The organism is Pseudomonas sp. MN1F, assembly GCF_009391885.1.
Taxonomy (GTDB): domain Bacteria; phylum Pseudomonadota; class Gammaproteobacteria; order Pseudomonadales; family Pseudomonadaceae; genus Aquipseudomonas.
The window spans coordinates 1-13,189 of record NZ_VZII01000076.1 but is presented as its reverse complement, the minus strand read 5'-3'; the positions used below and the strand labels follow the sequence as shown (position 1 = coordinate 13,189).

Below are 13,189 nucleotides of genomic sequence, written 5' to 3'. Positions count from 1 at the left end.
CATGGCCACGTTGCAACAAATGTAGGAGCGAGCTTGCTCGCGATGCGCCGCGCGGGCGGCGCTCGATCTCACAGGCGCTGAAAATCTTGTGCCAGGCACCTGGCGGCCATCACCCCAAACACCGGGTCACATGCTTCACCGACTGGTACCCCGACAACCCCCAAGGCCCCAGCTCCCGCCCAATGCCGCTGCCCTTGGTGCCGCCCCACGACGTCTCGACGAACACCGCCTGCACCGAGTTGATCCACACATGGCCAACCTCCAGCGCATCGGCCACGCGCTCGGCGCGTTCCAGGTCGGCGGAGCAGACCGTGGCGACCAGCCCGAAGCGGCTGTCGTTGGCCTCGGCAATGGCCTGCGCTTCAGTGGCAAAACGACGCGCGCACAGCACCGGGCCAAAGATCTCCTCGGTCCACAGGCGGCTGTCCTTCGGCACATCGCTGTACAGCGTCGGGCTCACGAACCAGCCTTCACGATCCAGCGCCTGCCCACCTGCCAGGCACTGCAGGCCCTCTTCGCGCGCTGTCGCGAAATAGCCGGCAACCTTCAGCCACTGCGCCTGGCTGGTCAGCGGCCCCATGTCGACTTCTTCGGTCAGCGGGTTACCGACCCGCAGTTTTTGCAATGCAGCTTGCAGGCGCGGCAGCAGTGTGTCGGCAATGCCGTCCTGCACCAGCAGGCGCGAGGTGGCCGAGCACATCTGCCCGGCGTTCCAGGTGATACCGGCAACGATCCATTCCACCGCCTGGTCCGGGTCGCAATCGTCGAACACCACGATCGCCGACTTACCACCAAGCTCCAGGGTCACCGGCCGGCACTGCGCCGCAGCGCTGCGCATCACCTGGCTGCCGACGCTGTTGCTGCCGGTGAACGACAGCTTGTCGAGGCCATTGTGGCTGCTCAGCGCAGCGCCGGTCTCGGCCTTGCCGTTGACGATGTTCAGCACCCCGGCCGGCAGGCCCAGGGTGTCGGCGATCTGGCCGTAGGTCTGCTCAATCAGTGGGGTCACTTCCGACGGTTTGAGCACCACGGTGCAACCGGCCGCCAGGGCCGGGGCGAGCTTCCAGGCGCTGGTCACCAACGGGAAGTTCCACGGCACGATCAGGCCGACCACGCCCACCGGTTCCAGGCGGGTGCGGGCGGTAAAGCCCGCTGCTGCCAATGGCACGTCACGGTTCCTGGACGGCAGTTGTTCGGCCAGCTCGGCGTAGTAGGCGAAGGTGGCGACCGCATCGTCCAGGTCGATCTCGGCCTCGTGGCGCGGCTTGCCGTTGTTGCGCATCTGCAAGGTGATCAGTTCTTCGCGGCGTTGGCCGAGCTGTTCGGCAAAGCCGCGCAGGAAGGCCGCACGCGTGCTGGCGCTGACCTTTTTCCAGGTAGGCAGGGCGTCACGGGCGGCGGCCACGGCCTGGTCGACCTGGGCCACGCTGGCGGCCATCAGTTCGGCGAAAGGCAGGCCCAGCGCAGGCTCGCTGACGCTGATGCAGTCGCTGCCCTGGCCTTCGACCCAGCGGCCGGCAATGTAATGGGAAGTGGTCATGGTCGGTATCCAGTCAGGCCATTTCGGCGGTGGTCACCGGCGTGCGCGGGGCGCTTTTGCAGCGCACCCAGCGTGGGCCATTGGGGCCATACACGCCAGCAGGTTCAGGGAACAGGTTGAGCAACAGCAGGTACAGCACGCAGGCGATACCCAGGGTCACCGGTAGGCTCAGGTCGATGCCGCCGGCCAGGTCGCCCAGCGGGCCGACGAACTGCCCTGGCAGGTTGACGAAGCACAGGCCAACCATCGCGCTGGGGATCCACGCGCCCATGCCGCGCCAGTTCCAGCCGTGCAGGAACCAGTAGTGGCCGCCACGCTGGCCGCGGGTGAACACTTGCAGGTCATCGGCGTGATAGAAGCCGCGGCGGGTAATCAGGCCGAGGATCATGATCACCATCCATGGGCTGGTGCAGGTGATGATCAGCACGGCGAAGGTCGACACGCTCTGCACCAGGTTGAAGGTGAAGCGGCCGAGGAAGATGAAGCCGATGGCCAGCACCCCGATCAGCAAGGTGGCGCCAGCGCGGCTGAGCAGGCGCGGGAATACGCTGGACATGTCCAGGCCGGTGCCGTACAGCGCGGTAGTCCCGGTGGACATGCCGCCGATCACCGCAATCAGGCACACCGGCAGGAAGAACCAACTCGGCGCGACCGCCAGCAGGCCACCGACGTAGTTGTTGGCGGCGATGTAGTCAGGCGCCTGAGTGGCCACCAGGGTGGCGGTGCACAGGCCGAACAGGAACGGGATGAGCGTCGCCACCTGGGCGGCGATCACCGCCAGCATGATGCGCGATTTTGGCGTTTGCCGGGGGATGTAGCGTGACCAGTCACCGAGGAAGGCGCCGAACGACACCGGGTTGCTCATGGCCAGGATCGCCGCGCCGACGAATGCCGCCCAGAAGCCCGGCTGGCTGAGATTGACGCTACCGGCGAAGCCCGCATCGAACGGCCCGGCGAAGGCGAAGATGCCCAGCAGGAACAGCAGGCTCGAAGCCCATACGGCGACCTTGTTGACCCACAGCATGAAGCGGAAGCCGAAGATGCACACCACCAGCACCAGCACCGCGAACAGGCCGTAGGCCAGGCCCAGGGTCAGGTCGGTTTCCGGCAGCCCGGCCAGGCGTTTGGCGCCGCCGACCAGGGCATCGCCCGAGCTCCACACCGACAGCGAGAAGAACGCCACGGCGGTAAGCAGCGACAGGAACGAGCCGACGATGCGCCCGTGCACGCCGAAGTGCGCACCCGACGACACGGCGTTGTTGGTGCCGTTGAGGGCACCGAACAGGCCCATCGGCGCGAGGATCAGCGCGCCCACGCCGACGCCAAGCAAAATCGCCCAGACCCCGGCCTGGAACGACAGCCCGAACAGCACCGGGAAGCTGCCCAGTACGGCAGTGGCGAAGGTGTTGGCACCGCCGAAGATCAGGCGGAACAGGTCCAGCGGGGAGGCGTCGCGTTGATCGTCAGGGATCTGTTCGACGCCATTGGTCTCGATACCGGTCGAGTGGCTCATGGTGATGCTCCAGCGCGGTTGTTGTAGGCCCGTCGCGGTGCGCGGGCCCTCTTGTGGGTGCGATGGCAGTGCGGCAAGGCCGCGCAAGTTTGGATCAGGCTGCAGTGATGACCGACAGGTGCTCGTGGCACGCCAGCCATTGCTCGCCGTAGCGGCGGAAGACGATGGTCTCGCGCTCGGCCAGCTGGTGCTCTTCACCGGCAATGCGGATGTGCGTGGCCACGTCATGCATGAAGATCGCCACATCGCCCTGCAGGCTCACCTGCACGTTGCTCGATTCACAGCCGAGCACGGCAAAACCCTCGGCCTGCCACTGGGCCCAGAGGTCTTCATAGGCACGGCGCGACAGCAGCGGTTGCGGCAAGGTGTAGAAGAGGAAGGTGGCGTCTTCGCTGAAGCAGGCGAAGTAGCCGGCGGTGTCGTTGCTGGCGAAGGCAGCGACGAGGTCGGCGGCAGCTTGCCGTACCTGGAGTGTCTGGTCCACGGGAGTGGCCTCACGGTTATTGTGATTGTGGTGAAGCGATTCTGGTGGGGGCGGGCGAGTGGAAAAATCGCGGAGGAGAAATAATTAGTTCAGGAATCTGTGAAGTGATGGCTACCGATCAAGTAACCGATCAAGTAACCGATCATGTAGCCCCCCAGCGAACCGACTGACGGTCCCTCCCGCCCCCCATCCTTGCCTACGCTGAAATTCCCAACCTACGTTGCAAGGAGTTCCGTCATGGCCTTCCAATACAAGCGTCTGGACAAGAGCAACGCCGCCGTCCTGCTGGTCGATCACCAGGCCGGCCTGCTTTCGCTGGTGCGCGACATCGACCCTGACCGCTTCAAGAACAACGTGCTGGCCCTCGCCGACCTGGCCAAGTACTTCAAGCTGCCGACCATCCTCACCACCAGCTTCGAAACGGGCCCCAATGGCCCACTGGTGCCCGAACTCAAAGAGCAGTTCCCCGACGCCCCCTACATCGCCCGCCCCGGCAACATCAACGCCTGGGACAACGAAGACTTCGTCAAGGCAGTGAAAGCCACCGGCAAGAAGCAGTTGCTGATCGCTGGCGTGGTCACCGAAGTGTGCGTGGCCTTCCCGGCATTGTCGGCGCTGGAGGAGGGCTTCGAGGTGTTCGTGGTGACCGATGCCTCCGGCACCTTCAACGAACTGACCCGCGATTCGGCCTGGCGGCGCATGGAGGCTGCCGGTGCCCAGCTGATGACCTGGTTCGGCGTGGCCTGCGAGCTGCACCGAGATTGGCGCAACGATATCGAAGGCCTGGGCACGTTGTTCTCCAACCATATCCCGGACTATCGCAACCTGATGACCAGCTACAACAAGCTGGCGAAATAAGGGCTTTCAGGGCGCGGCAATTTGCCTAACAAGCGAAACGGCAAAATGTCATGAATCGACCATACTGACTTTTCATTCGCCCTCAGGAAAGCACCATGGCCAAGCCGTCCAAGAACAAAGATGCGAAAGAGCAGGCAGAGAAACTGGGCGGCAAAGCCTTTGATCAGGAACTCAAGAAGCTGCACGTGGAGCTCGTCAAGCTGCAGGAGTGGGTGGTGGCGAAGGGCCTGAAGGTCTGTGTCATATTCGAGGGCCGTGATGGTGCCGGCAAGGGCGGCACCATCAAGGCCATCACCGAACGGGTCAGCCCGCGGGTGTTCCGCGTGGTGGCGCTGCCGGCGCCGACCGAGCGGGAAAAGACCCAGATGTACGTGCAACGCTACCTGCGTCACTTGCCGGCTGCCGGCGAAGTCGTGATCTTCGACCGCAGCTGGTACAACCGCGCTGGCGTCGAACGGGTGATGGGCTTCTGCAGCGAAGAACAGAGCGCCAAATTCCTCACCGTGGTACCGCTGTTCGAGAAGTTGATGGTCGAGTCGGGGATCATCCTCATCAAGTACTGGCTCGAAGTCAGCGCCGAGGAGCAGACCCGCCGCCTGCAGGACCGCATCAACGACGGGCGCAAGCTGTGGAAGTTGTCGCCCATGGACCTCAAGTCGTACACCCGCTGGGACGACTACACCCGCGCCCGCGACGACATGTTCGCCGCCTCGGATTCGTCTTGGGCGCCGTGGTTCATGGCGCACTCCAACGACAAGCGGCGCGCCCGGCTGAACATCATCAGCCACATGCTCTCGCGCATCCCCTACAAGGACATCACCCGCGAAGAGGTAGTGAAGCTGCCCAAGCGCGGCAAGATCGGCAAATACAAGGCCGTGCCCTATCCCTTCAAAGTGGTTGAAGAACGTTTCTGATCCCTCCCGCAGGAGCTAGCAAGGGTGCGAATCCATGCCACATGACGGCAGCCTGCTACAGGCAACGGTAGTGTTTCTTCTGGCCGTGGTGCTTCTGGTACCACTGGCGCAGCGTTTGAAAATGGGTGCGGTGCCTGGCTACCTGCTGGCTGGCATCCTGATCGGGCCGTCGGTGCTGGGCCTGCTGGGTAACCCCGATAACGTCGCTCGCCTGTCGGAGATGGGCGTGGTGATGCTGTTGTTCGTCATTGGCCTGGAGCTGTCGCCAAGGCGGCTCTGGACCATGCGCAAGGCGTTGTTCGGCATCGGCTCGTTACAGGTGGGGCTGACGGCGGTGGTGCTCGGCCTGCTGGCGTACTTCCTGTTTGGCCAATCGAAGGCGGCGGCGATCGTGCTCGGTCTGGGGCTGGCGCTGTCGTCGACGGCATTCAGCCTGCAAGTGTTGGCCGAACGCAAGGACCTGGGCAAGCCACACGGTCGCCTGGCCGTGGCCATCCTGCTGTTCCAGGACATCGCCGCGATTCCCTTGATTGCCGTGGTGCCGCTGCTCGGTGGCGATGTCAGTACCGCCGACGAAGGCTCCTGGCCCCTGCTGGCAGTGGCGGCGGGCATTGGGGTGGTGATCATTTTTGGCCGCTATCTGTTGACCCCGGTATTCAGATGGACGGTCGGTTCGGGTTTGCCCGAGTTGTCTACCGCTACTGCCTTGCTGGTGGTGCTGGGCACCGCGTGGGTGATGGAGCACGTCGGCATCTCCATGGCCCTTGGCGCTTTTCTGGCCGGTGTGCTGATGGCCGACTCGCCTTTTCGGCATGAGCTGGAAAGCCAGATCGAACCGCTCAAGGGCCTGCTCCTGGGGCTGTTCTTCGTCGGCGTCGGCATGAGTGCCGACTTGCAGCTGCTGTTCGGCATGCCCCTGATCGTGCTGGGGCTGACGTTGCTGCTGGTGGTGATCAAGATGCCCCTGTTGCTCGCGCTCGGGCGCAAGGCAGGCGGGCTCGACCGCGCCGAGGCATTGTGCCTGGCGATCGTGTTGGCGTCCGGGGGTGAGTTTGCTTTCGTGGTGTTCAAGCTGGCGCTGGAGCACCAGGTGTTGGCGCAACAGGTTCACGACTTGCTGGTGCTCGCCATCACGCTGTCGATGGCGGTGGTGCCGCTGGTGATGATGGCCCTGGCGCGCAGATTACCTGACGAAGACCGCCCGGTAGCCGAGACGGGTCACTGAATCGCGCCTCGCGGGCGCGTTTAACGTTCGGAGGTGCAACATGCAGCCGAGTTTGAAGCTGGACAGCGCCCTGTCGCGGGGCCTGCTCGACGTGCTGATCAAGGCGGGCCTGGTGGCCGCCTTGGTGCTGTTCTCCTTCCAGGTATTCCAGCCGTTCCTGGAGCTGATGCTGTGGTCGGTGATTCTCGCGGTCACCTTGTATCCGTTGCATTGCCGTATTCACCGGGTGACCGGCCTCAAGCAAGGCTTTGCGGCAACCTTGGTGGTACTGCTGGTGCTGGTGGTGCTGATCGTGCCGATCTACCTGGTGGTGATGTCCATCGGCGAATCGGTCGACAACCTGGTGGCATTGCTCAAGAGCGGCGCCTGGAGCGTGCCGCCGCCCCCTGATTCCGTGGCAGGTTGGCCGCTGATCGGGCCGAAGGTGCATGCGTTGTGGCTTGCGGCCTCGGAAAACATGGCCCATGTGCTCAACCAGTGGTTGCCACAGCTCAAGGGCGCCGGGCGTACGGTGCTGGGCGCGGCGGCCAGTGCCGGTGGTGCGTTCCTGATGTTTTTTGCGGCGATCATCGTCTCGGGCATCATCATGGCCTTCGGCGAACGTGGCGAGATTGCCGCGCAGCGTATCGCCATGCGCGTCTCCGGCGAAGAGCGCGGCAAACCGTTGGCCAACCTGTGCACCGCCACCATTCGCGCGGTGGCCCAGGGCGTGATCGGTATTGCCTTCATCCAGATGCTGCTGATTGGCGTTGGCTTCGTGATCAAAGGCGTGCCGGGTGCCGGCATGCTGGCCATCGCCATCCTCATGCTGGGGATTGCCCAGGCACCGGCGACCTTGATCACGGTGCCAGTGATCATCTACGTGTTCAATGCCGAGGGCTTCACCATGGCGACCATCATCTTCGCCATCTACACCTTTGTCGCCGGGCTTGCCGACAACGTGCTCAAACCGTTGCTGCTCGGGCGCGGGGTGGACGTGCCGATGCCGGTGGTGCTGATCGGTGCCTTGGGCGGCATGGTGGTCAAGGGCATCATCGGCCTGTTCATCGGCCCGGTGATCCTCGGCGTGACCTATGTACTGTTCTGGCAATGGGTTGCGCTGCAGGTGCCGGAGCAACCGACCCCGCCTGCGGCCTGAGCCATGCCCAAACGCTGCTATGGCCTGGGGTTGCTGATGGTGCTGGCCGGCTGTACCCAGGTCGGCCCGGACTTCGAAAAGCCCCAGGACCCATGGCTGGACAGCTGGAACACGCCCCTGCTGGAGCAGGCCGGGCGCTTTGCGCCAGCACCGGACCTGCGCCAGTGGTGGCTGGTATTCGCCGACCCCACGCTCGAAGGCCTGATCGCCGAAGCCGACGCCAACAACACCAACCTGCGTGTGGCCGGCCTGCGCATTGCCGAGGCGAGGGCGCAGCTGGCCATCGTGCAGACCGGGCGTTATCCACAGCTGCAGCAGTTGAGTGCGCAGAGCCTGTACCTCAAGCAGGACCAGTCTGGCACTTCCACCGCGCGCGACTCGGTGTTCTGGCAGTCCAGCGTGGGCTTCGACATCGGCTGGGAAATCGACTTCTGGGGCCGTTTCAGCCGCGCCATCGAGAGCGCCGATGCGCTCTACTTCGCGTCCCAGGCCAACTACGCCGATGCCATGCTGCTGCTACGTGCGCAGGTGGCCGACACGTACTTCGCCCTGCGCACCGCTGAGGCACGGCTGGAGATTGCGCAAGAAAACGCCAAGCGCCAGGAGCGCAGCCTGCAGATCACCGAGCGGCTGTTCCGCCACGGCGAGAACGACGAGCTCGACTGGCAACAGGCGCGTACCCAGTACCTGGCGACCCTGGCCACCATTCCCGAGTTCGAGAACCAGCTCAATGCCTTGCGCAACGTGCTCTGTTCGCTGCTCGGCCGGCCACCGGGGCCGCTGCCCGAGCTGCAGGCGCGCCACGGGCAGTTGCCGCTGCCAGACCGTGCGGTGTTGCAGGACGTGCCGGCCAGCCTGCTGCAACGGCGCCCGGACATCCGCGCCGCCGAACAGGCGGTGGCGGCGCAATCGGCGCTGGTGGGCGTGGCCGAAGCAGACCTTTATCCACAGTTGAGCCTGTTGGGCAGCATCGGCTGGACCTTCCTGTCGGCCAGCCACCTGCCGAACACGTTTGACCTGGCGGCGGGGCCGAGCCTGATCTGGAACCCGTTCGACTACGGCCGGCGCAAGAACGCCGTGCGGGTCGAGGACGCCCGCCTGCAGCAATTGATCGAGCTGTATCACCAGAGCGTGCGCGAAGCCGCACACGAGGCCGACGATGCCGCCAGCGGCCTGGTGCGCTCGCTGCAGAGCGCCAGTATTCGCCAGGATGCCTCGCAGGCCGCCCAGCGTTCGCTGACCCTGGCCAGTTCGCAGTACCAGGAAGGCTTTGCCGATTTCCAGCGCGTGCTCGACGCCCAGCAGCTGTTGTTGCAGCAGCAGGACGGCTACCTGGTCAGCCGTGGCAATGCGGTGAGCAGCCTGGTGAGCTTGTACAAGGCGCTGGGCGGCGGCTGGGACAACAAGCGCAAACCGATCGACCCTGCCACCCGCCAGAACATGCAAAACCGTACCGATTGGGGCGACCTGCTCGACGAGCCGGCCCCCGCCGACCCCGAACAAGGTGAGCCGAAATGACTGACGCTGCGGACACGCCGCCAGCCCCCGATCGCGGCATGCGCTGGGTGTTGATACTGATCGTTGTCAGCCTGGTCTGGTACCTGCTGGCCGACCGTTTCACGCCCTACACCCAGCAAGCCCGGCTGCAGGCCTACGTGGTACCGGTGGCTGCCGAAGTGGCCGGGCAGATCAAGCGCGTGGCGGTGGGCAACAACCAGGAAGTGCGCCAGGGCGATGTGCTGTTCGAGCTCGACCAGGAGCAGTACCGCATCGCCCTGGCCCGCGCCGAAGCCGACCTGGATACCGTGCGCCGGCAGATAGGTGCCAGCACCGCCGGCATCGACTCGGCCCAGGCCGCGTTGGTGGCGGCCCAGGCCAACGAACGCAAGGCGCGCCAGGATGCCGAGCGGCTCAAGCGCTTGATCGACGAAGACCCGGGCACGGTATCGGTGCGCCGCCTTGAAGGGGCCCAGGCCACCCGTGACCAAGCCATCAGCCAGGTGGCCGCCGCCCGTGCCGAGGTGGAACGGGCCCGTGAGCAGCAGGGCGGGGCCGACGCCGACAACGCACAACTGCGCAGCGCTGCGGCCAACGTGGAGAAGGCCCGCCTGGACCTGGCCCGCACGGTGGTGCGCGCCGACACCAATGGTTTGATCACTGACCTGCGCACCGACGTGGGCCACTACGTGGGCGCTGGCAGCCCGATGATGACCCTGATCGCCATCCGCGACGTGTGGATAAGTGCCGACATGACCGAGAACAACCTCGGCCGCTTGCGCCCCGGCGCGCCGGTGCTGGTGGTGCTCGATGCCTTGCCCGGCACGGTGCTGAAGGGGCAGATCCGCAGCATTGGCTATGGCGTGAGCGTCGGCCAGCCTGCGCCCCCGGGGACCCTGCCGACCGTGCAGAACAGCCGCGACTGGCTGCGTTCGGCGCAGCGCTTCCCGGTGATCGTCGAACTGGACCGCGACCAGCTGACAGACAAGTCCGGATTACGCGTGGGCGGCCAGGCGGAAGTCATGGCGCTGCCCAGCGAAGGCAACCCACTGAACCTGCTGGGCCGCGTGTTCATGTGGCTGATGAGCTGGCTGTCGTATGCCTATTGAGTTGCGCCGCCTGCGCGCACTGCGCCTGGCCTGGGGCGTGGCGCTGTGCCTGGCGACCAGTTTCGGCCTGGGCCTGCCGGTGCCGATTCTGGCGCCGGTATTCGCGGTGCTGTTGCTGGCGATGCGCAGCGAGCCGCTGCCGGTCAAGGCGGCGCCGGCACTGGCGATCCTGGTATTGCTCAGTTGCGGCAGCGGCCTGTTGCTGATTCCGCTGCTGCGCCATGCCCCGGTGAGCGGGGTGCTGCTGGTGGGCGTGGGGGTGTTCCTGGTCTTGCGCTATGCGCTCAAGGGCGGCAATGGCCTGCTGGCGAACCTGCTGGTGATCGGCCTGACCATGATCGCGGCGGCCGGCACCAGCGATTTCACCCTGGCGCTGTCGGTGGTCGAAGCCTTGTCCAAGGGCATGCTGTTGGCGGTGCTGGGGAGCGCGTTGGCCCATGTGCTGTTTCCCGAGCCGGCCGGCGCGCCGGTGCAGCCTTCGCCACCCTTGCTCGACAGCGCGGATGTCAGCTGGGTGGCCCTGCGTGCCACGCTTATCGTGATGCCGGCATTCCTGCTGGCGCTGATTGCCCCCGACCAGTTCATGCCGCTGATCATGAAGGCGGTGAGCCTGGGGCAGCAGGCCGGGGAGACGCGGGCGCGACATGCCAGCCGCGAGCTGATCGGCTCGACCTTGCTGGCCGGGGTGCTGGCGATGCTGGTGTGGGGCGCGTTGAGCCTGTTCGTGCACCTGTGGATGTTCTTCCTGTGGGTGCTGCTGTTCGTGCTCTGGCAGGCGCGCAGGCTCTATCGCGCGGTGGATACCAGGCAAAGCCCGGCGTACTGGATAAGCTGCCTGACCACCATGCTGATCCTGCTCGGGCAGTCGGTGCAGGACAGTGCTGGCGGGCAGGATGTGTACAAGGCGTTTGCGGTGCGCATGGCGCTGTTCGTGGCGGTGTCGCTGTATGCCAGTGCCATGCTCATCTGGATCGACCGGCGCCGGGTGGCGACCTAAGGCTTCCAGTCAATCCCGGTATCCGCCAAGTAGGCATCCACCGCAGCCCCGACGGTCGGGTGAAATGCCGTCTCGCCCATATGCTCGAACAACTCGAAGCGCTTCATCTTGTCCTTCACCGGGTCTTTCATCTCGGCAAACTGCAGCTCCACCCCGCGCGCCTCCAGCGCCCTGTCCAGCTCTGCGAGCATGTCCGCCGAAGTGATATCGATGCTGGTCACCGGCTCCGCCGCAATCACCAGCCGCTGTACAGGAGTGGGTGATTCATCCACCGCCGCCAGCACCGTGTTCTGGAACTGCTCGGCGTTGGCAAAGAACAGCGGCGCATCCCAGCGCAGCAGCACCAGCCCCGGAATCCGCCGGGCCTGTGGATAACGCTTCACGTCATGGTAGCCACGGGTGCCATCGACTCGCCCGAGCACCGCGTAATGCGGCCGCCAGCCGTCCCACAGGAATTCGATCACCGATACCGCCACGGCAATGCAGATACCCGGGATGGCGCCGAACACGGCGACGCCGACGAAGCAGGTGAACGACAGCCAGAACTCCCATTGCTGCATGTGGAAGATGCGCTTGAGGTCGGCAAACTCGAACAGCCCTAAAGCCGCGGCGATCACCACGGCGGCCAAGGCGCTGTTGGGCAGGTATTGCATCAGGTTGGGCGCGACCAGCAGCAACAAGGTCACCGCCAGTGCGCCAATGATGCCGGTCAATTGGGTTTTTGAGCCAGCCGCTTCGGCCACCGGTGTACGTGACGAGCTGCTGCTGATGGGGATGCCCTGGAACAGGCCGGAGGCCAGGTTGGCCACACCCAGGCCGAACATTTCCTGGTTCGGGTTGACCGGCGTTTTCAGCCGCGCGGCATAGGAGCGTGAGAGTACGCTGGTGTCGGCAAACGACACCAGGGCCACGGCAATCCCGCCCAGCACCACTTCGACCAGGTCGATGTCGCTGACCCACGGGAAGACCAGGCTCGGCAGGCCCTGGGGTAACTGGCCGAGCACCTTGACGCCCATCTGGTCGAGGTTGAACAGGCTCACGGCGAGGGTCGCCAGCACCACGGCGATCAGGATGCCCGGGATGCGCTTGAAGGGTTTGAGCAGCAGGATCAACACCAGGCTGCCGGCCCCGACGATGAAGCTTGGCCAGTGTCCATTGCCTGCCAACAATGCCTGGATCAGGTTCCAGACGTCGCGCAGCGGCCCCTGGCTGTCAACTTTGATGCCGAACAGCTTGGGCAACTGGCTGATCAGCACGGTGAGCGCGATACCGTTCATGTAGCCATAGCGGATCGGCTTGGACAGCAGCTCGGTGATGAAGCCCAGGCGCAGCAGCCCGGCGATCACGCAGAAGGCGCCGGCCACCAGAGCCATCAGGCTGGCGATGGCGATGGCGCGCTGTGGGTCGCTGGCGGCGTATTGCACCACCACTGCCAGGATCGGCGCGGCCAGTGCCGAGTCCGGGCCGAGCACCAGGATGCGGCTGGGGCCGAACAGGGCATAGGCCAGCAGCGGGATGATGGTGGCGTACAGGCCATAGATGCCCGGTACTCCGGAGGCCTCGGCGTAGGCAATGCCGACCGGCACCAGCATGGTGGTGAGCACCAGGCCGGCCGCGATGTCCTTGGGCAGCCAGGCGGGCTGGTAGTGCAGCAGGGTGGCAAGGCCCGGGAGCCAGCGTTGCCAGTCGAAGCGGGGAGGGGGCGGCGTGTCGTGCATGAACGAAGCTCCAGAAAGGAGGCGCCTGACGGGGGGGGTAAATGGCTACTGAACAGCCTCGGCAATCTCACTGAAGTAAGGAAATTCCGAACTTGAAACCAAATGCTTCAGTTGAAGATAGCTTGGGAATTATCCTACGCACGCCGCTGCCGTTTCTCTGTTGTGGATGTAGAGCATCAGGGCTAATTTCCCCGGG

Annotated in this window: 11 protein-coding genes; 7 read left to right on the top strand and 4 right to left on the bottom strand. The window is 65.0% G+C overall.

Features of this window, described 5'->3' with window-relative positions; all coding sequences use genetic code 11:
- Window positions 1–109: 109 nt before the first annotated feature.
- The 3 genes from F6X59_RS28085 to F6X59_RS28075 form a co-directional block, all read right to left on the bottom strand.
- On the bottom strand, window positions 110–1,540 hold the full coding sequence (locus F6X59_RS28085) for an aldehyde dehydrogenase family protein (RefSeq protein WP_152959312.1): 1,431 nt from the start codon (window positions 1,538–1,540) through the stop codon (window positions 110–112).
- Between the two features lie 13 nt (window positions 1,541–1,553).
- Window positions 1,554–3,053, bottom strand: coding sequence for a cytosine permease (locus tag F6X59_RS28080; protein ID WP_152959311.1), 1,500 nt, complete (start codon window positions 3,051–3,053; stop codon window positions 1,554–1,556).
- A 94-nt stretch (window positions 3,054–3,147) separates the two neighbouring features.
- Window positions 3,148–3,537: a nuclear transport factor 2 family protein gene (locus F6X59_RS28075; protein ID WP_372240566.1), complete on the bottom strand. Its 390-nt coding sequence runs from the start codon at window positions 3,535–3,537 to the stop codon at window positions 3,148–3,150.
- Window positions 3,538–3,774: 237 nt separating this feature from the next.
- Here F6X59_RS28075 and ycaC point away from each other — a divergent pair, with 237 nt between their 5' ends.
- The 7 genes from ycaC to F6X59_RS28040 all read left to right on the top strand — a co-directional run bounded on the left by ycaC (window position 3,775) and on the right by F6X59_RS28040 (window position 11,275).
- A complete protein-coding gene (gene ycaC, locus F6X59_RS28070) occupies window positions 3,775–4,395 on the top strand; it encodes an isochorismate family cysteine hydrolase YcaC (protein WP_152959310.1) in 621 nt (206 codons plus the stop codon).
- Between the two features lie 95 nt (window positions 4,396–4,490).
- On the top strand, window positions 4,491–5,309 hold the full coding sequence (ppk2, locus tag F6X59_RS28065) for a polyphosphate kinase 2 (RefSeq protein WP_152959309.1): 819 nt from the start codon (window positions 4,491–4,493) through the stop codon (window positions 5,307–5,309).
- 34 nt (window positions 5,310–5,343) lie between these two features.
- Entirely contained in the window at window positions 5,344–6,534 is a 1,191-nt protein-coding gene (locus F6X59_RS28060) for a monovalent cation:proton antiporter-2 (CPA2) family protein (RefSeq protein WP_152959308.1), read from the top strand.
- 40 nt (window positions 6,535–6,574) lie between these two features.
- Complete coding sequence (locus tag F6X59_RS28055; RefSeq protein WP_152959307.1) at window positions 6,575–7,672, top strand: AI-2E family transporter; 1,098 nt, start codon at window positions 6,575–6,577, stop codon at window positions 7,670–7,672.
- Between the two features lie 3 nt (window positions 7,673–7,675).
- Window positions 7,676–9,190 carry an efflux transporter outer membrane subunit gene (locus F6X59_RS28050; protein ID WP_152959306.1) on the top strand — a complete coding sequence of 505 codons (1,515 nt, stop codon included), beginning with the start codon at window positions 7,676–7,678 and terminating at the stop codon, window positions 9,188–9,190.
- On the top strand, window positions 9,187–10,278 hold the full coding sequence (locus F6X59_RS28045) for an HlyD family secretion protein (protein WP_152959305.1): 1,092 nt from the start codon (window positions 9,187–9,189) through the stop codon (window positions 10,276–10,278). Before F6X59_RS28050 ends, F6X59_RS28045 begins: the two co-directional genes overlap by 4 nt.
- Entirely contained in the window at window positions 10,268–11,275 is a 1,008-nt protein-coding gene (locus F6X59_RS28040) for a DUF2955 domain-containing protein (RefSeq protein ID WP_152959304.1), read from the top strand. The genes F6X59_RS28045 and F6X59_RS28040 overlap by 11 nt, the downstream gene beginning before the upstream one ends.
- On the opposite strand, the gene F6X59_RS28035 is transcribed toward F6X59_RS28040, so the two are convergent.
- Window positions 11,272–12,993: a SulP family inorganic anion transporter gene (locus F6X59_RS28035; protein ID WP_152959303.1), complete on the bottom strand. Its 1,722-nt coding sequence runs from the start codon at window positions 12,991–12,993 to the stop codon at window positions 11,272–11,274. The two genes, F6X59_RS28040 and F6X59_RS28035, sit on opposite strands and share 4 nt — an antisense overlap.
- Window positions 12,994–13,189 lie beyond the last annotated feature (196 nt).